Raw genomic sequence first — 18,665 nt, forward strand, 5'->3', positions numbered from 1 at the left:
CCACCGCCGCCGCCGCCGCCGCCGCCACCGCCGCCGCCGCCACCGCCGCCGCCGCCGCCGCCGCCACCGCCGCCGCCGCCGCCACCGCCGCCGCCGCCGCCACCGCCGCCACCGTTACCGCCGCCGCCGCCGTTGCCGCCGCCGCCGCCGTTGCCGCCGCCACCACCGTTGCCGCCGCCCTCGTTGCCGCTGCCGGTGCCGCCATTGTCATCGCTGCCGGTTCCGGCCACGGCCTGAATCAAAGACGTGGTGATGGGAGGGCATTGAGCCAATTCGTCGGATGACAGTATTTGTCGCCTGTTGAGCGCGATGCAGCAGCGTTCATAGTTGCCGCTGCTGAGCGGCTGGCACTGCTGTGCCGACATGACCGGTCGCACTTCGGCGAGTGCACTTCCACTGAGATAGGTGGACGAGGCCGAGGCCGTCACTAGCAGAAACAGTACTTTGGAAAAGCTTCCCTTGATTGCGGACATGGTACTCTCTCCATCAGGAAAGGCGCCGCAACCGCTCCAATCTCACCCCTTCAACCGGTGTTAATTCAAGGTAACAATTTGTTAGCCATGCCGCCTCCTTTCGGGCGGGTAGGTATTTTAGCAACCACTCATTAATCACCCACCGTCATCCTTTCATCCATCTAGCGGGGACTACCACTGTGAAACGCCTTGTCGCGCTGGTCGCGCTCACGACCACGTTTGCCGGAACGTTTGCTGCCTATGCCGGTACATCAATGGAAACCAAGGGCCAGGCCTTCGCGCCGCCGGCCTTCGCGTCATTCTGCGGCCGGGAACCCGGTCTTTGCAGCACGTCCGGGGGCAAGAAGGTCGTCGCCCTGAAGCCCGGGCTGAGCAGCGAACTCCAGCAGGTAACCCGTGCGGTGAACGCGCGGATCAAGGAGCGCAGCGATGTGGAGAATGGCGGCAAGGAGGACGATTGGCGTGTGCCGACCGCCTATGGCGACTGCGAGGATTTCGCCATCCTCAAGAAACGCGAGCTCATCAAGCGCGGCTGGCCCGCGTCGGCCCTGCTGCTGACCGTTGCGCGCTACCGCGGCCAGGGCCACACGGTGCTGACGGTTCGCACCAGCGAAGGCGACCTGATCCTCGACAACCTGACGAGTTCGGTGAAGGACTGGTCGCGCACGCCCTACAGCTACTTCGCGCGCCAGGCCCAGGGTAATGGCAGCCGCTGGGAGCGCATTGGCGCGGCCAAGCCGGTCCGCACGACCGCAGCCGAATTCTGAGCGGAAAGGCCTGTCAGGCCGCTTGCCCGGGCGCCGTCAGCCGCGGCGCTCGAGCAGGATCGTCGGATTGCCGTGATAGCTGGTCCGGGCGATCTCGCGATAGCCGTTCTTCTCGGCGACGCGCAGCGAGGCGCTGTTGCCGGGATCGATGATGCACACGGTGCGTGCAAAGCGGCCGTCTGCCCATTTCACGAAGCCCCCGACGACTTCGCTCGCCAGTCCCTTGCCGTGCATGTCGGCGACGAAGCCCCAGCCGGCCTCGGGCGTGCCCTCGATCGACGGAACCAGATCTCGCTTGAGGTCGTGGAAGCCGCCTTCGCCGACGAAGCGGCCCGTTGCCTTCTCCTCGACCGCCCAGAAGCCGTAGCCGATCAGCGACCACGAGCCGGCATGGCGCAGGAAGCGCTGCCAGCTTTCCTCGCGCGTGCGCGGCGTGGCGATGAAGCGGGTGACGACGGGGTCGGCCCACATCTGCGCATAGGCGTCGAAGTCGTCGAGCCGGTGCGGGCGCAATATGGCGCGATCGGTCTCGATCACGGGGATGTCGGCAAGGGAAAAGGCGGACATGGGCGGCTTCCAGTTTGGTTGGCCGCCTGTAGCACGGCCGGCGACCGGTGGATCAGGCCAGGGGCCCGCTTCTTTCCCGCCAGCTCTCAGCCATTCCACTGCATGCGCATGTAGACGCCGCCGCGAACGAGTTCGTCGAGCATCTGTTCGAGCCGTTTGCGCCTGGTGTCTTCCCGCTTGGCGCGGCCGATCCAGCCGAGATAGTCGTTGCGCTGGTAGGCGGGCCTCGCCTCGTAGGCGGCGAGCAGGCCGCGCGCGACGAGCTCGTCGCGGATCCAGTCCGGAATCGGGTTGATTTCGCGGGTCAGCGCCATGATCCGACTGTGCTGGCGGATGGCTGGGCGGTCAACAGCGCAGGCGAAGTGGCAGGAGGGTGGGCGGCGACCATATCGCGGTGGAAGCAGGCTTGCTAACCTCGCGGGCAGAATCGGCTCGGCGAGGCCCGCGAATGACCGACCTCATCCTGGCAATCGTGCACCATCTGCTCGCCTTCGCGCTGGCAGGCGTGATCTGCGCCGAGGCCGTGCTCCTGCGCCCGGGCCTCGACCGGCGCGGGCTCGCCACGCTCGGCCACATCGATGCCATGTATGGCGGGCTCGCCGCGCTCCTGATCGTCATCGGCATCGGCCGCGTCTTCCTCGGGCTGAAGGGCTGGGAATTCTACGTCTACAATTGGGTGTTCTGGGCCAAGATGGCGGCGTTCGCCGCCGTCGGGCTGCTGTCGATCGCGCCGACGATCCGCATACTGCGCTGGCGTGCCGCCGCGAGCGATGTCGCCTATGTCGTTCCCGAGGCGGAAATCCTGGCGATCCGGCGCTTCGTCAGGGCCGAGGCCGCGGTTTTCGTGCTCATCCCGGTGTTCGCCGCGGCCATGGCGCGCGGCTACTGAGCATTCCAGGATAAGTACGAGGAAAGCCGGGAACGCGCTATTGAGCCGCCATCTCGGCTTCGGCCACCTCGACCGGATCGAGTTCGTCGAGCGGCACCAGCGGCGCCGGCTCGTCGGTCGTCTTTTCCGGCGACTTGCAGATGTCGGCGATGACGCAGCGCCAGCAGTCGGGCTTGCGCGCCTTGCACACATAGCGGCCGTGCAGGATCAGCCAGTGATGGGCGTGCAGCATGTATTGGGCCGGCACGATCCTGAGCAGGCCCTGCTCGACCTGGTCGGGCGTCTTGCCCGGCGCGAGCCCGATGCGGTTGCCGATGCGCAGGATGTGGGTGTCGACAGCCATCGTATGCTGGCCGAAGGCCATGTTGAGCACCACGTTGGCCGTCTTGCGGCCGACGCCCGGCAGCTTGGTCAGCAGGTCGCGCTCGTCCGGAACTTCGCCGCCATGGTCGCGGATCAGCGCTTCGGATAGCGCGATCACGTTCCTGGCCTTGTTGCGCCAGAGCCCGATGGTGCGGATGTACTCGCCGACCTTGTCCTCGCCGAGGGCCAGCATCTTGTCGGGCGTGTCGGCAACGGCGAAAAGCGCCCGCGTCGCCTTGTTCACGCCGGCATCGGTCGCCTGCGCCGACAGCACGACGGCGACGAGCAGGGTAAAGGCGTTGACGTGCTCGAGTTCGCCCTTCGGCGCGGGCCTCTGGACCTGGAAGCGGCGGAAGATCTCGTCGACTTCTGCCGCACTGTAGAGCGAGCGGCTGCGCGTCGCGCGGCGGACGGGCTTGGCTGCGGCTGTCTTGTTGGCCGTCGACGCCTTCGGCCTGTCTTGGGGCTTGGGGTTTTTCATTGCCCCTCTATAATCAACCGACATGAGCGATACAAACAGCACATTCGCCGCCGATGAGCCCTTCTTCAAGGCGCTGCTTTTGCCGCACCGTTCGCTCGGCCGCACCGGCTTCCTGATTCTCATGGGGGCGCTGCTGTTCGGCTGGGTGGTCACCGGGGCGATCTTCCTGAGCTACGGCGCCTGGCCGGTGTTCGGGTTCTTCGGGCTCGACATGGCCGGCGTCTACGTCGCCTTCCGGCTCAACTACCGCGCCGCAAGGGCGCGCGAGGAAGTCAGCGTCTCGCGAACCAGCCTGGATATCCTCAAGACCGCGCCCTCCGGCAGGTCCGAGCGGTTCCGCTTCAACCCGTTCTGGGCCCGCTTCTCGGTCTCGCGCCATGACGAGATCGGCATCACCGCGATGGCGGTGACATCGCGCGAGGCAAGCGTGTCCATCGGCGGCTTTCTCAATCCCGACGAACGCGAGAACTTCGCCCGCGCCTTCTCCCGCGCGCTCGCCGTGGCCAAGGCCGGTTAGTCCGGCAGAATGAGCAGGAATCGGGTGGGAAACGCCGGCTTGCCACGCGATATTGGCGTTCAAGGAGACATTGCCATGAACGCTCAGACGAACGCTCGGACGAATCTCAGCCCCGTCGCGATGCTGCACCAGGACATCACCCCGGAGGGCATCGAGTACGAAACCGTGCGCCGGGTGATCGAGAAGATCAGCCTCGACTATCGCGACCAGCCCTCGCTCGAAATGCTGGCCGAGGAAGTCGGCGAAAGCCCGACCGGGCTGCAGAAGCTGTTCAGCCGCTGGGCGGGCCTGTCGCCGAAGGCGTTCCTGCAAGCGGTGACGCTCGACCATGCCCGCCGCCTGCTCGACGAAGGCCTGCCGCTGCTCGAGACCTCGCTGGAGGTGGGCATGTCGGGGCCGGGACGGCTGCACGATCTCTTCGTCACCCACGAGGCGATGTCGCCGGGCGACTACAAGACGCGCGGCGCGGGTCTCACCATCCGCTACGGCTTCCATATCTCGCCCTTCGGCGTGGCCCTCATCATGGTGACCGACCGCGGCCTGGCCGGCCTGTCGTTCAACGACGCCGGCGAGGAGCGCGCCGCCTTTGCGGACATGTCGGGCCGCTGGCCGAACGCCACCTATGTCGAGGACATGGGTGCGACCGCACCCTATGCCGCGCGCATCTTCGACCCGAGCCGCTGGCGCGCCGACCAGCCGCTCCGGGTGGTGATGATCGGGACGGACTTCCAGGTCCGGGTGTGGGAAGCCCTGCTGAAGATCCCGATGGGCCGGGCGTGCACCTATTCGGCCATCGCCGCCGACATCGGCACGCCCAAGGCAAGCCGCGCGGTCGGGGCCGCCGTCGGCGCCAACCCGCTGTCCTTCGTCGTGCCCTGCCATCGGGCGCTGGGCAAGTCGGGCGCGCTCACCGGCTACCACTGGGGCCTGACGCGCAAGCGCGCCATTCTGGGCTGGGAAGCCGGCCGGGTGGCACGGTAGGGCGACCGGCCGGCGGCGAAAACGGTCAGCCGTTCACCACGAAGGCAAGCAGCAGCTGCGGTGCCTGTATCGGCGCCCGCACGATGTTGAGCTGGCCGCGATAGCGGCGTTCGCCCGCGCCGATGACGAAGCCGCTGGAGATGGGGACGCCGTTGTTGCCGTCGAGGCGGGTGAAGATGTCGGCGACGTTGACGTCGAGCGACAGGCGCAGGTCGCGCTGGGCGTCCTGGCCGAAGCCGACCGGCAGCTGGCGCCTGACGAGCTGCTGGAACGCCGGATTGAAGGCCAGGATGCGCTTGGCCGAAGACAGCGCGAAGGCGGGGGCGGGGCAGGCGCCGAGGATCGCGTTGATGGTGCGAAGCGAGGCGAGCGCGCCGAGCTCCGCCTTCTGATCGGAAACCCAGCGCAGGCAGGCGACCCGTATCGCCGATGCGAGATTGCTGCTGTCGTCGTTGGCGGTGGCGATCTCTTCGACCATTTCGCCGATGGTGAGCTGGTTGTGCTCGGCGAGCTGCTTGAGCGTGGTCCAGAACAGGCGCTCGAGCCGGATGCCGCGACGTGTCCCCTGGCGGACGACGACGCGGAAGTCGGTCGCCAGGTCGTCTGCGGAAAAGACGCTGACCGGGGGCGGTATCGGCTGTCTGGCGGCGCTATCGTTCACGCAGGGCCTCGTTGCGTGCCTTGGTGATCGGCTTGAGCAGGTAGCTCAGGATGGTCTTGCGGCCGGTGATGATCTCCACCGTGCTGATCATGCCTGGGATGATGGAATAGGTCTTGCCATCCTTTTCCAGGGTCGACCGGTCGGTCGACACCCGGACCTGGTAGTACGGCTCGCCCGTGTTCTGGTCGACGAGGCTGTCGGCGGTGATGTTCTGCACCTTGCCGTCGAGGCCGCCGAAGATCGAGAAGTCGTAGGCCGAGACCTTGATCAGGGCCCTCTGCTCGGGGCGGATGAAGGCGACGTCGCGCGGCGAGACGCGCGCCTCGACGAGCAGCGTGTCGGATGTCGGTACGATGCCCGCCACGACGCCGCCCGGCTGCACGAAGGCGCCGAGCGTGTTGACGTCCAGCGTGTTGACGATGCCGTCCACGGGAGAGCGGATGTCGGTGCGGGCGACGCGGTCGCTGGCGCCGCGAATGGTCTCGTCGACAACCGACAGTTCGGCCAGCGCCTGGGTCAGTTCGTCGAGCGCCTGCTGCCTGAGCTCCAGCCCGAACTCGTCGACCTGCAGCCTGGCTTCGACGATGGCCGCTTCGGTCCGCTTGATGGTTTCGCCGGCGAGCTTGAGCTGGCCGTTGAGATCGGCCTGCTCGCGGTCGACCCGCATCTGCTCGGTCCGGGCCATCAGGTTGCGCTTGACCATCGAGGTCACCAGCGCGGCCTCCTTCTCGCTGACCGCGATGTTCTCGGTGAGCCGTTGCACATTGGCCTGCGCCTCGCTCAGTTCCTTCTGTCGCTGATCAAGCCGCGACTTGAGCACCGACAGCTTGGTGTCGAAATTCTGCCGCCGCGCGACCAGCAGCTTCTGCTCGTTCTCGCAGATCTCCGGCGCGGTCTCGACCAATTCGTCCGGGCAGGCGAGCGGCTCGCCGATCCTGCCCTCCTGTTCCTGCTTGAGCCTGGCTATCCGCGCCTGGAGCGTGCGCGCCTTGGCCTGCTGCTCGCCGAGGCTGGAGGTGCTGACGGTGTTGTCCAGCCGGATGATCAGGTCGTTCTTCTTGACGATCTGGCCGATCTTGACGGCGATTTCCTGCACGACGCCAGCCTCGCTGGCCTGCACGATCTGCGTTTTCGACGCGGGAATGACCTTGCCCTCGCCGCGGGCGATCTCGTCCACCTCGGCAAACGACGCCCAGCCGATGAACGCCGCGAACAACGCACCTATGATCAGCACCGAGGCCGACGCGAACAGCGGCGGCCTGTCTTCCCTGGCTATCATTCCTGCCCCAGTATATTGAACGGGTTCAATATAACCAATCGCCCAGACGTCCGTGCTCAGCCGTTAGGCCGCTGCAGTGCCTGAATGACCTTATCCTTCGGCCCGTCTGCAACTATCCGGCCCTGTTCGACGACAATTAGGCGATCGACGATCTCCAGCATACTATAACGATGCGTCGATATGATCAGTGTCGTCTTGTCGTCGAAGGCGATTTTCAGTTGTTTGATTAACTGCCGCTCCGAAGCCAGGTCCATGGAGCCCGACGGCTCGTCCAGGAAGACGATCTTGGGCTTGGTCAGGAGCAGCCTGGCGATGGCCACGGACTGGCGCTGCCCGCCGGACAGGTTGGTGCCGCGCTCGCCGACATTCATGTCGTAGCCGCGCGGGTGACGCGACACGAACTCGTCGACGCCGGCCGCCTTGGCGGCGGCGATGATCTCCTCGTCGCTGGCGTCCGGCCGCGCCATCAGGAGGTTTTCCTTCACCGTGCCGGAGAAGAGGTCGCCGGCCTGGGCGACGATGCCGACGGCGGCGCGCACTTCCGAGGGGTGGTATTGCCGCACGTCGATGCCGTCGAGCAGCAGTTCGCCCGACGTCGGCAGGAACAGGCGGCCGATCAGGCGCCCGAAGGTGGTCTTGCCCGAACCGATCCGGCCGATGATGCCGACACGCTCGCCGGGATTGACCGTCAGGTTGACGCCGGTCAGCACCTGCGCCTCGGTGCCGGGATAGACGAAGCCGACATTGCGCAGCGACAGCGCCCCGAACCGGATCGGGCGGTTGACGAAGCCGACCGTGTCCGGCCGGTCCTCGGGCTGCTGCATGATGGTGTTCAGAACCTTCAGCGACAGCGTCGCCTGGCGGAAGCGCGAAATGGTGATGGCGAGCTGGCCGAGCGGCGCGACGGCGCGTCCCGACAGCATGACAGCGGCGATGATGGCGCCGGTGGAGACGGCGCCCAGCTCGAACGCGTAAGCCCCGGCCACGACCAGCGCCACCGTCACCAGCTGCTGGATGAACTGCGTGATGTTGGCGGCGGCCGCCGAGAGCTGCTTGATCTTCTCGGAAGTGTTGGCGGCATTCTTGGAATGCTCGCGCCACTTGCGCAGCAGATAGGCCTCGGCCCGCAGCGACTTGATGGTCTCGACCGTCGAGATCGATTCGATCAGCAGCGCCTGGCGTTGCGAGGCCTCGTTCATCGACGCGGCGACCCGCTTGCCGATCCGCTGCTGCGCGACCAGGCCGATGCCGATCGCGGCGATGAAGGCGACGACCGGAACGATGACGAGCCAGCCCGCGACCGCATAGATCACCAGCAGGAAGATGAAGACGAAGGCGGTGTCGATGAAGGTGCTGACCGTGTTCGAGGTGAAGAATTCGCGCACGAATTCGTATTGCGACACGCGGTTGGCATATTCGCCCGTGGAGGCCGGCCGCGAACTCAGGGACGAATTGAGGACCTTCTCGAACAGCATGTAGGAGATGCGCAGGTCGGCCTTGCGGCCGGCATGGTCGATCAGCGCGGCCCGCGCCGTCTTCAGGAGCAGGTCGAACAGGATCGCGGTTGCGACGCCCAGCGCCAGCACCCAGAGCGACGAGATCGCCTTGTTGGGCAGGATGCGGTCGTAGACGTTCATGGTGAAGATTGGCGATGCGATCGCCAGCAGATTGATGAAGATCGCCGCCAGGGCCACGCGCGAATAGGATCGCCAGAAGGCGCTCACGGTGCCGAACAGCCAGTGCTTGCGCTCGATGCGGGCGGCCGTGCCCGCGCTCATCTCCCCGGCGGTGTTGGCGTAGGTGATCGAGAAGCTCGCGCCGCCTTCGATCGCTATGCTCAGCAGTTCATCGCGCGAGATCGAGGTGCGCCCGTCCTCCTGCGGTCCCGTCAGGAACGCCGCGCCGTCGCGCTGCTCGGCCAGAAGCGCTATCGGCAGGCGGTTCTGGCGAAAGATGATGACGGGCAGATCGAAGCGGCCGCGCGCGAAGTCGCGGTGGTCGAACTCCTCGGTCTCCAGCCCGATTCGTTCGGCGAGATGCCGGATCTCCTGCATCTCGATCCGGGAATCCGAGATCGGGACGCCGGAGAACAGGACTGTCTCAGCGCTTGGGCGGCCCAAATAGGCCGCAACGGCCGAGAAGCATTTCTTGAATGCTTCGGCCGGCGTCTGGATGTGTGCCTGTTGGTTCATGAGCGGCGGGGGCGGCCGTCAGGCTACACCCTACTTCTTTCTGACGGGTGCCAGCAGGTCGAAAGGCAGATCGTTCGCCTGCTGCGACGGTGTCCGTGCATAGGTTTCCGTATCGGCGGTCTCGGGTACGTTGAACTCGCTCCGTGCATAGGCGTCAGCCTGCTTGGCCGGCGCGACGTTCATCGTCTTCAGCAACTGGCCGGTCGCGGCAAGCAGCCGGTACTCGGCGAACAGCGAGGCGAAGGCCGCGGTGTTCGACAGCGTCTCGGTGTTGAAGCGGGTGTTCTGCGCGTCGAGCACGTCGAGCAGCGAACGCTGGCCCACCTTGAACTGTTCGCGGTAGGAGGCGACCAGCCGGTCGTTGGCGATGGACTGCTGGCGCAGGGTCTTGGCCAGATCCGCCTGGCGGAAGCGGCGATCCCAGGAAATGCGCACCGCTTCCTCGACCTCGCGCTGCACCTGGTGCAGGGCGAGACGCTGCTCGCTGACGCGGCGGATCTGCTCCTGCTCGTTGGCCTTGTCGATGCCGCCGCGGTAGAGGTTCCAGCGCAGCACCAGGCGGGCCTGCAGGTCGTTGGTGTCTTCCTCGGCGCCGTCGACGTCGTAGCCGACGCGCGCGCGGCCCTCGGCGACGACCTCGGGGCCGTATTTGGCCCGCGCCGCGTCGACCAGCGCCGCGGCGGCGTCGATGTCGCTGTTGGCCATGCTGACGCGCGGATTGTTGCGGCGGGCGATGCCCAGCGCATCGTCGAGCGAGCGGGGCAGGGCCTTGGCCACGGAGCCCGGCTTGGACGCATTGACCAGCGGCTTGCCGACGGTCTTGAAGAACCTGATCTTGGCGGCTTCCAGCTCTTCGGAAGCCTCCTGCACGCGGGCCTTGGCGGCAAACAGCCGCTCCTCGGCCTGCTGCCTGTCGGCGTCGGTCAGCGCGCCGCCCTTGATGCCTTCCTGGATGTCACCGAGGATGGACTGGTGGAAGCCGAGGTTCTTCTTGGCGTCGCCGACGATCTGGGCCTGCAGGATGTATTCGAGATAGTCCTGGACGACCGACAGGCCGATGAACTCCGAGCGCTCGAGCACACGGAACGAAGCGCCGTCGACGCGCGATGCCTGGCGGCTGAGCTCGGCCCTGCGGGCGCCGTTGTCGAACAGCTTCTGGGTGACCACGACGCCGGCTTCCGACGGATAGAGCGCATCGTCCTCGCGGTCGCTGAGGCGCCGCGACGGGTTGTCGAGCCGGCGCACGCCGGTCGAGGCCTCGAGATCGACGCTCGGCAGGTAGAGCCCCTTGGCCTGGCGCAGCTCGAACTCGATCGCCTCGCGGTTTTCGATGGCCTGGCCGATCTCCGGGTTGGATTCGACTGCGACGGCAATCGCTTCCTTGAGCGTCAAGGCGCCGGCGCTCGTGCCCGACAGCATAGTCGCCGCAAGCAGGATGCCGAACCGCGTCGCAAACTTTCCAAGGTGCATTTCGAAAACTCCCCGCTCCACCACGGCGTCCCCGCCAGCGTCGCCCCTCACCGCATCCACCAACTGCAATTATCCAGCTGTCGGAGAAAAGCGACAGCAAATTGATTGCGGTTGTACCGGATTGATCCGATTCGCGCCATTTGACCCAAGACCTGTAGCAAAAATGCTACATTCTTAAAGGCTAAAACTACTTTCGCCTGAAAGATTTCCGAAGTCTTTCGCGCTGTTGCGGGCTTTCTGCCTTTGAAACCTGGAATTGTCGAACAGGCCGCCTCCCGCCCAAATCGCGGCGGCGGGAGGGCCGTGCCGCCCCCGGCCTACTGCAGGCCTTCTCCGGGGGCGATCGTGGTGAAATCGCCTGAAAGTGCAGCCACCTGATCCGATCCGGGGCGTCCGCCATGGATCCAGGCGCGGTCGGTGCTGAAGGAATAGAGCGGCACGTAGCTCTTCAGCTCGTCGTCGCGGCGGACGTCGTTGTAGAGATTGTCGAGAATGAAATTGCCACTCTGGGTAGCAATCGATAGCACCGCGTGGAACACCTTCAGTTCCCTGTCCTGGAGCACGACCAGCGACATGCTCTGGGCCGGTACGCCGGCCTTGATCAGTGCCGCCATCTTGAGGATCGCGAAATCCTCGCAATCGCCGATGCCGCGCGCCAGCGTTTCCGCCGGCGTCGCCCAATAGTCGAGGCCGCCGTAGATTTCCTTGTCCTTGCGGTAGCCGATCATGGTGTTGACCACGCGGTTGACGGTGGCGAGCTTGTCCAGGAACTTCTTGTCGCGGACGCCCACCGTCAGCATCGCGAAGGACGCGCCCCGCTTGCCGCAGGCGATGCCTTGCGTGCACTCGCCGATCTGGCCGTAGACCTTCCTCCAGCGCCCGGCGACGGGAAAGTTGCGCATCGGAATGGCAACCGAACCGAACACGCCGGGGACGATGCCGGAGGTCTGGATCGGATCCACCCCGGCGATCTCCTCGGCTTCGGCCGACGCGACGACCTGGACGGAGCGTTCGACGAGGCCGCTGGCGTCTGCCGCCGGATCGGGCGATGTCGTTGCCTGGGCCGCGGCGGGCAGGCGCAGCGCCACGCCGCCGAGAAGCGCCGGCATCTGCACCGCGGACTGCGTCTGGTCGTCGCTTGCGGCGGCATTTTGCAGTGTCGTGGCGACAAATGCCGCCGTTGCAAGAAGTTTAATGCCGCGTAGGATGTATTCGTTTGACGTTGCTTTCATGGCGCCCACCAATTTTGATGAACGGTAGCAACGGGGTCTCAAATTATCGCAAAGAGATACAGGTAATCATAGTATAATTTGCTGGGCGCACTTTTCTTCAAATTTTATGAGAATTCTGATCTTTGCAGACGCTGGCAGGAACCGGGGGTGCGTGCCGCATCGGTCAGGGGCTGGTGCGCCGACGGGATTCGTGGCCTCCTGTGGCATCGATCGAGGTCGTCATGGAACGCCGTCCGCCTGATCCGATGCCGCCAGCGTTGGCATCCGCATGGAGAGATCGGTCACTGCGCGGGAGCGCCACGCTGGTTGCTCTCGGCGCCGCCGCCGCGGTCGTTGCCGTCGCTTTGCTGATCATGGCTGCGGACTGGCTCCATGTGGCGCGGCAACCTGTCTTCAGGCCGACGGAGCGGTTGTCTGCAGCCGAGGAGGCATCGTTGCCTGGCCCGTCAGCCTCATTCTACGCGCCGCCCGCGTCCGCGCGCCTGGTCGCCCCCGACGTCGTTGCCCCTCCGGACGTCCGTCCGCAGGAACTCGAGCGCGTCGCCGCCCGCGCGCCGCTCGGCGCGCTCGGCTTGGCCTCGTCCGGCAGAGGCTGGCGGCAGGACGATTGGCAGGGCACCTTGCTCTATCGCCCGGTCGTCACCTCTTCCGCCTCTTTCGAGGCGATGGGGCACGCGATCATCATCGCGGGCACGGAACCGGTCGACGCCGAGAGCCCTTGCGAGTTCGAGGGCGTGCGATGGCGCTGCGGCGAGCGCGCCTTGCTGGCGTTTCGCTATTGGCTACGGGGGCGGGCGCTGCGGTGCCAAGTACCGCCGGTCGCCGAACGCTGGCCCGTCGCCGCGCCCTGCCGGCTGGGCAAGCAGGATGTCGGGGCGTGGCTGGTCTCCAACGGCTGGGCCCTGGCGCGTCCGGGCGGCGGCTACGAGAAGGCCGAACTGGTGGCGCGAGAGGCACGGATGGGTGTCTTCGGGAGCCCGGAATGAAGCTCTTTTGTCGGTGAAGATGCCTCGAAACAGGAATTTCCAACCGCTTTTCGACAAATTCGTTAAACTGTTCGAATTCGTACAAGGAATGTTTCATTCTCGCCCAGTAGATCGATTCGTCGACGAGTACGGAGGGATCTGGCGTGGACAATACTGGTTCGGGGCGATCGGGCGGCAACAGCATGGGACCGATCGTGCGCTACACACTTCTCGGCACCACTGCGATCGTGGCGGTTGCCGCCGGCGCTGCCGCGATCCTGTTCCAGGGCCAGGGCGACGCAACCTTGTGGCGCGGCGTCATCAGCGCGGGCGTCATCGCAGCGCTCGTCGCAGCACCCTTGCTCGCGCTGGTCGCCAACGAACGGCGCAAGTTCACGGCGCTCAGGTCCGAGGTCAGCCGGCTGTCGTCGATCGATACGCTGACGTCCTGTCTCAACAGCGGCGTATTCGCCAACCTCATCGACGCCTTCCGCGGCGACTCGGCCCAGGGTGGGCGCAGGCAGGGAGCGCTGCTGGTCGTCGAGATCGACGATTTCCGCGCCATCAATGCCCGGTTCGGCCATGCCTGGGGCGACGAGGTGCTGAAGAGCGTCGCCGGCACGGTCAAGGCCTCGGTGCGCTCGGGCGATCTCGTCGGCCGCATCGGCGGCGAGGGGTTCGGCATCTTCCTGCCCGGCACCAGCCGTGAGAATGCCGAGCGCGTCGCCGAACGCATCCGCGGCACGGTGTCCGAAACCATCCTGGAGCCCGGCGGCCGCAAGCTGCCGCTGTCGGTCAGCGTCGGCGCCGTGCTGTTCGAGGACCAGCTCGAATTCGACGACCTGTTCCGCAAGGCGGACGACCGCCTGTCGGAAGCCAAGGCGCGCGGCCGCAACCGCGTCGAGTTCGCCGAGCTTCCCGCCGAGGATGGCGACCGGCCCGGCCTGGACGCCTGAGGCGGGCGTCCCGGCATGCTGTGGGCGCAACGGCCCACAGCCTTTCCGCGAGTTACTCGGCATTTTAGCGGTTACCGCAACAAATCCTGAAATGTCAGCGTGCCCTAATGTGTCCGCGGCTGACTAGGGGGCGAGCAATGCGGGAATTCCTGCGATCGCGGCGGGGCAATTTCGGGGTGATGACGGCGCTGGCCATGGTTCCGATCATGGCGGGCGTCGCCGGCACCATCGATTTCGTCAGCCTCAACAACAAGGCCACCAAGCTCCAGAACTCGCTGGACGTCTCCGGCCTTGCGATCGCCACCAAATATTACTCCGGCATGACCAAGACCGAGCTGACCCGGCTCGGCCGCGACTTCTTCGATTCCAACCTGGTCAACGACCGCCCCGACGCGAGCGACCTCATCTACAACGACGAGGTGGCGGATTTTCAGGCCTCGGCCTCGTCCAAGGGCGACCTCAGCTTCATCGAGGTGACCTCGACGATCCAGCAACAGGGCATGATCGGCGGCTCGATCACTTGGAAAACGGCGCGCCGCGCCGTGGTCGAAGTGGCGCCGGGGCAGCCCGCCTGCGTACTGGCGCTCGATCCCCACGCCGCGACCGCGGTGAAACTGCAGGGCTCGACCCAGGTGACCCTCGACGGCTGCGTCATCGCCTCGAATTCGGATGCGGGCGACTCGGTGTCGCGAGGCGGCTCGGCTCAAGTCGCGGCCGACTGCGTGGTAACCGTGGGCGGCACCTCCGGCCTGACCGGCTACAACACCAATCTCGATTGTGGCATCCCGCGCGAAAAGCAGTACGCGTCGATGGATCCGCTCGCCAACATCGTTCCGCCCGCCTATACGGCCTGCAAGTCCGTGCCGGGCGGCAAGACCAAGACGCTGGCGCCCGGCACCTTCTGCAACAAGACGATATCCGGCGACGTGACGCTAAATCCCGGCAGCTACATCCTGCGCGGCGGCCAGATCAAGCTCGGCGGCAACGGCAAGCTTTCCGGGCAGGGTGTGACGATTTTCCTGATGGAGGGCGCGGAATTCACCTCGAACGCCAATGAGGTGATCAATCTGTCGCCGCCTGCGACCGGGCCCTACGCCGGGATCACGATCTACCAGGAGAAGAGCAACACCCAGGAGGTTAAGATCAACGGCGGTTCGGGATCGAACGTGACCGGCTTCATCTACGCGCCCGGCGCCCATGTCTTCTATGCCGGCAATTCCGACATGTCCGGCGGCGGCCAGTGCATCCGCATCGTCGGCAACACGATCGAGATGACCGGCAACTCGGCCGTCACATCAAACTGCGAGGCCGAGCTCGGCGGAAAGAAGATGTATGCCGGCCGCATCATTTCGCTGGTCAGGTGATCGCGTGATCGTCTGCGCCGGACGCCAATATTGCAGACTGCAACAGATCGTGGATGGCGCCTATATCGTTGGCCCCTAATGTGTGGCGGGCTTGATTCGAACATTGCACCGAGAGAGGGAGACATTCCGGTGGTCACCAGTAGGAAATTGCTAGTCTGCGCAGCGTCCGCGCTCGCCATCAGCGTGTTGCCGATCAAGCTCGACGCGTCCTCGATCGTTGGTTTCGCCAAGGCCTATGCCAAGAGCGAGAACGGCGGCGGCAACGACAAGGGCGGCGGTAACGACAAGGGTAGCGGCGGCGACCGCGGCAAGGGCGGCGGCTCGTCCAACGGCAAGTCGGCTTCGGCCGGGGGCAAGAGCGATACGTTTGGTGGAACGCTGAAGTCCCTGTTCGGCGGTGGCCAGACCAAGAAGGCCTCGCTCCAGGACAGCAAGCAGAAGGGACCGAAGCACGCCACGCAGAAGAAGGCGCCGGTCGCCGATGTGCTGCAGGCTTCCGTTCCGGGCAAGCAGAAGAACCTCAACGCCAAGCTTGCGGGCCTCAATTCGCTCAAGCGCAATTACCACGCCTACCTGAACTCGCAGTCGCCGCGCATGGCGCTGATCCGCGAATACGTCATCAACTCGGCCAAGCTTGACCTCGCGGTCGAAGCTGCCGCCGCGGCGCAGGCCAAGGCCGACGCGGCGCAGCTCGAGCTCGACGCTGCCATGGCCGCCCTGGGTGGCATCACCCCCTATGACGGCACCACGCCGGTCAGCGATCCGGCTGCGCTCCAGGATCGGCTCGACGCGCTGACGACGGCGGGCGCCCCGGTCGACCCGGCGCAGCTCGAGGCCTACAATGCCGAGCTGGACGCGCTTTCGGACGCGATCGCGGCCGCAGACAGCCTGACCACCGCCGAGCAGGAAGCGATCGATGCCCAGGCCACGGCGGATGCGGCTGCCGAAGGCACGACGGAAGAGGATCTCCGCGAGGCACTGTTGGCCGCAGCCAATCCGAACCGTGTCGCCGAATATGGCGACGCCTATCTCGACGATGGCGTGCTCGACTGGGCGAAGGACGTGCTTGGTGTCGGCGACGCCTATGGCAAGATCGATCAGGTCAAGGAAGTCCTGGCGGAGGAAGCTGCGTCGGAAGCGCCGGCGGTAGAGCCCGAGCCGGTGCTGGAGCCGGTGGTCGAGCCGGCCCCGACCCTGGTGCTCGCCCCGGCCAACTGACGGATCGGCAGGCCGTCGATACGGGCGGCCCCGGATAGCAGAGCTTCGACCGCCGCCGGTTCCACCGGCGGCGGTTGTCGTTTCGGCCTGATGGCTGCATGCCGCGCACCGAATGCCCAAAGCTGTGTTTCATGCCGGTTGGCCGTTGACAGGGACGTAGCCGTCTTGCAAAAGTGAAACCGGTTTCACTCTTCGGGAACGTGCCGCTTGAAGTTCGACCTGTCGATCCTCGCCAAGCATATCCCCTTCCTGCTGGAAGGGGCGTGGCTGACGTTTCAGGTCTGCCTCCTGGCTGTCGTCGGCAGTCTGGTGCTCGGGCTGCTGGTCGCCGCAGCCCGCACATCGGCCTCGCCGCTGCTCAACCGGTTGTCGGCGATCTATGTCGACATCTTCCGCAACATCCCCTTCATCGTGCAGCTGTTCTTCTTCTACTTCGGGCTGCCCGAGATCGGCATCTACATCGATGCCTTCACGACAGGCGTCATCGCCATGTCGATCGCCGGCGGCGCCTTCACCTCCGACGTCATCCGCTCGGGCATCCTGGCAATCGACCCGGGCATCATCGAGGCTGCGCAGGTCAGCGGGCTGAAGAAGAGCACGATCTTCCGCAAGATCGTCATGCCCATTGCGCTCCGCGCCTCTGTGCGGCCGCTGGGCTCGGTATTCATCAACCTGATCCTGACCTCGTCGATCCTGTCGACCATCACGCTCAACGAACTGACCGGCTCGGCCAAGATCGTGGCGTCGCAGACCTTCCGGCCCTTCGAGGTCTACTTCGTGCTGCTCGTCGCCTATGCGGCGCTGACCTGGTTCGTCTCGATCCTGATCGGCATCCTGCACCGCTACCTCAATCGCAACCAGGCGGAGGGAGCGGTCTGATGCGCTACGGCGACTTCACGCCCTACGATCTCGTGCTCCTGCTGCAGGGGCTCGGCGTCTCGCTGGCGCTGTTCGTGTCGACCACGCTGATCGGCCTGGTCGTCGGCACGCTCTGGGCGGTGATCCGCTTCTACCGCGTGCCGGTGCTGGCGCAGGTCGTCGCCTTCCTTGCCGAGTTGCTCAAGAACTCGCCGGTGCTGGTCCAGCTGTTCCTGGCTTTCTTCGGCCTGCCGGCCTTCCTCAAGATCAATGTTACGCCGACCGAGGCCGCCGTCATCACGCTGTCGGGCAACAGTGCCGCCTTCATCTACGTGATCGTCGTTTCGGCCATCGAATCCGTCGGCCGCGACCAGCTCGAGGCGGCCCGCGTCTTCGGGCTCAGCCGCTGGCAGATCCTGCGCCGGGTGATCGCGCCGCAGGCTGCCGCCTTCGCCGTCGGCCCGCTGACCGGTCTTCTGGTCAACCAGCTGCAGGTCACCTCGCTGATCTCGGTCATTGGCGTCATGGACCTCACCAAGGTCGGCAACATCCTCAACCTGCGCACGCTGAAGCCCTTCGTCGTCTGGAGCGTCGTTGGCGCGCTCTACTACCTCGCCGCCAAGCTGGTGGCCCATGCCGGCGCGCGCTTCGAGAAGCGGCTTCGCGCCCATACCGCCTGGAAGGGTCTGTAATGATCAGTATCGCCGGCCTGCGCAAATCCTTCGGCGCCGCCACCGTCCTCAACGGCATCGACCTCGAGATCCGCCAGGGCGAGGTGGTCTCGGTGCTCGGCTCGTCCGGGTCGGGCAAGTCGACGCTCATCCGCTGCATCAACGGCCTGGAGAAGATCGACGCCGGCACGATCACGGTCGACAACTTCGACGTCTCCAAGCCACGTGAGCTCACCGAGGCGCGCAAGCGTTCGGGCACGGTGTTCCAGCTGTTCAACCTCTATCCGCACATGACGGCGGTGCAGAACGTGGCGCTCGCCCCGGTCGAGGTGCTCAAGGTGCCGCGCAAGCAGGCCGAGGAGGAAGCGCGCGAGCTGCTTCGCTCGGTCGGCCTGTCCGAGCGCGCCGACGCCTATCCGGCGCAGCTGTCGGGCGGCCAGCGCCAGCGTGTGGGCATCTGCCGGGCGCTCGCCATGAAGCCGAGCTACCTGTTGCTCGACGAGGTCACCAGCGCGCTCGATCCCGAGATGACGGCGGAGGTGCTGTCGATCCTGGCCAACCTCGCCAAGGGCGGCACCACCATGGTGTTCGTCACCCACGAGATCGAGTTCGCCCGATCCATCTCCACGCGCATCGCCTTCCTCGACAAGGGGCAGATGATCGCCGACCTGCCGACCGCGGAATTCTTCTCCGACAAGGGCATGGCGCTGCCGCGCGTCGCCCAGTTCCTCTCCAAGATGCGCAAAGACTGAAAAGACCGA

The 18,665-nt window shown here is 65.8% G+C and carries 20 protein-coding genes; 11 read left to right on the forward strand and 9 right to left on the reverse strand.

Annotation, left to right across the window (positions count from 1 at the left end):
* The coding region (locus tag AmiPiv_RS03770; RefSeq protein WP_340035942.1) for a hypothetical protein at window positions 1-473 on the reverse strand (473 nt) is incomplete at its 3' end.
* Between the two features lie 179 nt (window positions 474-652).
* Here AmiPiv_RS03770 and AmiPiv_RS03775 point away from each other — a divergent pair.
* On the forward strand, window positions 653-1,240 hold the full coding sequence (locus AmiPiv_RS03775; RefSeq protein WP_340035943.1) for a transglutaminase-like cysteine peptidase: 588 nt from the start codon (window positions 653-655) through the stop codon (window positions 1,238-1,240).
* Between the two features lie 36 nt (window positions 1,241-1,276).
* Here the strand turns inward: AmiPiv_RS03775 and AmiPiv_RS03780 are convergent, their stop codons facing one another.
* Both AmiPiv_RS03780 and AmiPiv_RS03785 read right to left on the reverse strand, forming a co-directional pair.
* A complete protein-coding gene (locus AmiPiv_RS03780) occupies window positions 1,277-1,807 on the reverse strand; it encodes a GNAT family N-acetyltransferase (protein WP_340035944.1) in 531 nt (176 codons plus the stop codon).
* An 86-nt stretch (window positions 1,808-1,893) separates the two neighbouring features.
* A complete protein-coding gene (locus tag AmiPiv_RS03785) occupies window positions 1,894-2,121 on the reverse strand; it encodes a YdeI/OmpD-associated family protein (protein WP_340035945.1) in 228 nt (75 codons plus the stop codon).
* Window positions 2,122-2,255: 134 nt separating this feature from the next.
* On the opposite strand from AmiPiv_RS03785, the gene AmiPiv_RS03790 reads away from it, so the two are divergent.
* Window positions 2,256-2,696 (forward strand): DUF2214 family protein, encoded by a 441-nt coding sequence (locus AmiPiv_RS03790; protein WP_340035947.1) that lies wholly within the window; start codon window positions 2,256-2,258, stop codon window positions 2,694-2,696.
* 37 nt (window positions 2,697-2,733) lie between these two features.
* On the opposite strand, the gene nth is transcribed toward AmiPiv_RS03790, so the two are convergent.
* The gene (nth, locus tag AmiPiv_RS03795; protein WP_340035948.1) at window positions 2,734-3,540 is read right to left on the reverse strand and encodes an endonuclease III; all 807 of its coding nucleotides are present in this window, start codon (window positions 3,538-3,540) and stop codon (window positions 2,734-2,736) included.
* Window positions 3,541-3,562: 22 nt separating this feature from the next.
* Between nth and AmiPiv_RS03800 the strand changes: the two genes are divergently transcribed.
* A complete protein-coding gene (locus AmiPiv_RS03800) occupies window positions 3,563-4,057 on the forward strand; it encodes a DUF2244 domain-containing protein (RefSeq protein ID WP_340035949.1) in 495 nt (164 codons plus the stop codon).
* 75 nt (window positions 4,058-4,132) lie between these two features.
* On the forward strand, window positions 4,133-5,038 hold the full coding sequence (locus AmiPiv_RS03805) for a bifunctional helix-turn-helix domain-containing protein/methylated-DNA--[protein]-cysteine S-methyltransferase (RefSeq protein WP_340035950.1): 906 nt from the start codon (window positions 4,133-4,135) through the stop codon (window positions 5,036-5,038).
* Between the two features lie 25 nt (window positions 5,039-5,063).
* On the opposite strand, the gene AmiPiv_RS03810 is transcribed toward AmiPiv_RS03805, so the two are convergent.
* The 5 genes from AmiPiv_RS03810 to AmiPiv_RS03830 all read right to left on the reverse strand — a co-directional run bounded on the left by AmiPiv_RS03810 (window position 5,064) and on the right by AmiPiv_RS03830 (window position 11,872).
* Window positions 5,064-5,699 carry a ribbon-helix-helix domain-containing protein gene (locus AmiPiv_RS03810; RefSeq protein ID WP_340035951.1) on the reverse strand — a complete coding sequence of 212 codons (636 nt, stop codon included), beginning with the start codon at window positions 5,697-5,699 and terminating at the stop codon, window positions 5,064-5,066.
* The gene (locus AmiPiv_RS03815) at window positions 5,689-6,978 is read right to left on the reverse strand and encodes an HlyD family type I secretion periplasmic adaptor subunit (protein WP_340035952.1); all 1,290 of its coding nucleotides are present in this window, start codon (window positions 6,976-6,978) and stop codon (window positions 5,689-5,691) included. Before AmiPiv_RS03815 ends, AmiPiv_RS03810 begins: the two co-directional genes overlap by 11 nt.
* Window positions 6,979-7,034: 56 nt before the next feature.
* Window positions 7,035-9,170: a type I secretion system permease/ATPase gene (locus AmiPiv_RS03820; protein ID WP_340035953.1), complete on the reverse strand. Its 2,136-nt coding sequence runs from the start codon at window positions 9,168-9,170 to the stop codon at window positions 7,035-7,037.
* A gap of 30 nt (window positions 9,171-9,200) precedes the next feature.
* Window positions 9,201-10,640, reverse strand: a complete 1,440-nt coding sequence (locus AmiPiv_RS03825; protein WP_340035954.1) for a TolC family outer membrane protein — start codon at window positions 10,638-10,640, stop codon at window positions 9,201-9,203.
* A gap of 317 nt (window positions 10,641-10,957) precedes the next feature.
* Window positions 10,958-11,872 (reverse strand): transglutaminase-like cysteine peptidase, encoded by a 915-nt coding sequence (locus AmiPiv_RS03830; protein WP_340035955.1) that lies wholly within the window; start codon window positions 11,870-11,872, stop codon window positions 10,958-10,960.
* A 200-nt stretch (window positions 11,873-12,072) separates the two neighbouring features.
* Between AmiPiv_RS03830 and AmiPiv_RS03835 the strand changes: the two genes are divergently transcribed.
* The 7 genes from AmiPiv_RS03835 to AmiPiv_RS03865 all read left to right on the forward strand — a co-directional run bounded on the left by AmiPiv_RS03835 (window position 12,073) and on the right by AmiPiv_RS03865 (window position 18,656).
* The gene (locus AmiPiv_RS03835; protein WP_340035956.1) at window positions 12,073-12,858 is read left to right on the forward strand and encodes a thermonuclease family protein; all 786 of its coding nucleotides are present in this window, start codon (window positions 12,073-12,075) and stop codon (window positions 12,856-12,858) included.
* Between the two features lie 182 nt (window positions 12,859-13,040).
* Window positions 13,041-13,793 carry a GGDEF domain-containing protein gene (locus AmiPiv_RS03840; RefSeq protein ID WP_340035957.1) on the forward strand — a complete coding sequence of 251 codons (753 nt, stop codon included), beginning with the start codon at window positions 13,041-13,043 and terminating at the stop codon, window positions 13,791-13,793.
* Between the two features lie 137 nt (window positions 13,794-13,930).
* Complete coding sequence (locus AmiPiv_RS03845) at window positions 13,931-15,157, forward strand: TadE/TadG family type IV pilus assembly protein (protein WP_340035958.1); 1,227 nt, start codon at window positions 13,931-13,933, stop codon at window positions 15,155-15,157.
* A gap of 129 nt (window positions 15,158-15,286) precedes the next feature.
* A complete protein-coding gene (locus AmiPiv_RS03850; RefSeq protein WP_340035959.1) occupies window positions 15,287-16,375 on the forward strand; it encodes a hypothetical protein in 1,089 nt (362 codons plus the stop codon).
* 207 nt (window positions 16,376-16,582) lie between these two features.
* Window positions 16,583-17,254 (forward strand): amino acid ABC transporter permease, encoded by a 672-nt coding sequence (locus AmiPiv_RS03855; protein WP_340035960.1) that lies wholly within the window; start codon window positions 16,583-16,585, stop codon window positions 17,252-17,254.
* Entirely contained in the window at window positions 17,254-17,925 is a 672-nt protein-coding gene (locus AmiPiv_RS03860; protein ID WP_340035961.1) for an amino acid ABC transporter permease, read from the forward strand. The genes AmiPiv_RS03855 and AmiPiv_RS03860 overlap by 1 nt, the downstream gene beginning before the upstream one ends.
* Window positions 17,925-18,656: an amino acid ABC transporter ATP-binding protein gene (locus AmiPiv_RS03865; protein ID WP_340035962.1), complete on the forward strand. Its 732-nt coding sequence runs from the start codon at window positions 17,925-17,927 to the stop codon at window positions 18,654-18,656. The genes AmiPiv_RS03860 and AmiPiv_RS03865 overlap by 1 nt, the downstream gene beginning before the upstream one ends.
* Window positions 18,657-18,665: the final 9 nt, after the last annotated feature.

Origin of the sequence: Aminobacter sp. Piv2-1 (genome assembly GCF_037625995.1) — a bacterium.
In the GTDB taxonomy this organism is placed as follows: domain Bacteria; phylum Pseudomonadota; class Alphaproteobacteria; order Rhizobiales; family Rhizobiaceae; genus Aminobacter.

What these genes read in the sequence shown, in the direction of transcription:
- AmiPiv_RS03780 (WP_340035944.1), bottom strand. Translation starts at nt 1,807, where the DNA reads ATGTCCGCCTTTTCCCTTGCCGACATCCCCGTGATCGAGACCGATCGC.
- AmiPiv_RS03785 (WP_340035945.1), bottom strand. Translation starts at nt 2,121, where the DNA reads ATGGCGCTGACCCGCGAAATCAACCCGATTCCGGACTGGATCCGCGAC.
- AmiPiv_RS03790 (WP_340035947.1), top strand. Translation starts at nt 2,256, where the DNA reads ATGACCGACCTCATCCTGGCAATCGTGCACCATCTGCTCGCCTTCGCG.
- nth (WP_340035948.1), bottom strand. Translation starts at nt 3,540, where the DNA reads ATGAAAAACCCCAAGCCCCAAGACAGGCCGAAGGCGTCGACGGCCAAC.
- AmiPiv_RS03800 (WP_340035949.1), top strand. Translation starts at nt 3,563, where the DNA reads ATGAGCGATACAAACAGCACATTCGCCGCCGATGAGCCCTTCTTCAAG.
- AmiPiv_RS03805 (WP_340035950.1), top strand. Translation starts at nt 4,133, where the DNA reads ATGAACGCTCAGACGAACGCTCGGACGAATCTCAGCCCCGTCGCGATG.
- AmiPiv_RS03815 (WP_340035952.1), bottom strand. Translation starts at nt 6,978, where the DNA reads ATGATAGCCAGGGAAGACAGGCCGCCGCTGTTCGCGTCGGCCTCGGTG.
- AmiPiv_RS03820 (WP_340035953.1), bottom strand. Translation starts at nt 9,170, where the DNA reads ATGAACCAACAGGCACACATCCAGACGCCGGCCGAAGCATTCAAGAAA.
- AmiPiv_RS03825 (WP_340035954.1), bottom strand. Translation starts at nt 10,640, where the DNA reads ATGCACCTTGGAAAGTTTGCGACGCGGTTCGGCATCCTGCTTGCGGCG.
- AmiPiv_RS03830 (WP_340035955.1), bottom strand. Translation starts at nt 11,872, where the DNA reads ATGAAAGCAACGTCAAACGAATACATCCTACGCGGCATTAAACTTCTT.
- AmiPiv_RS03840 (WP_340035957.1), top strand. Translation starts at nt 13,041, where the DNA reads ATGGGACCGATCGTGCGCTACACACTTCTCGGCACCACTGCGATCGTG.
- AmiPiv_RS03845 (WP_340035958.1), top strand. Translation starts at nt 13,931, where the DNA reads ATGCGGGAATTCCTGCGATCGCGGCGGGGCAATTTCGGGGTGATGACG.
- AmiPiv_RS03860 (WP_340035961.1), top strand. Translation starts at nt 17,254, where the DNA reads ATGCGCTACGGCGACTTCACGCCCTACGATCTCGTGCTCCTGCTGCAG.
- AmiPiv_RS03865 (WP_340035962.1), top strand. Translation starts at nt 17,925, where the DNA reads ATGATCAGTATCGCCGGCCTGCGCAAATCCTTCGGCGCCGCCACCGTC.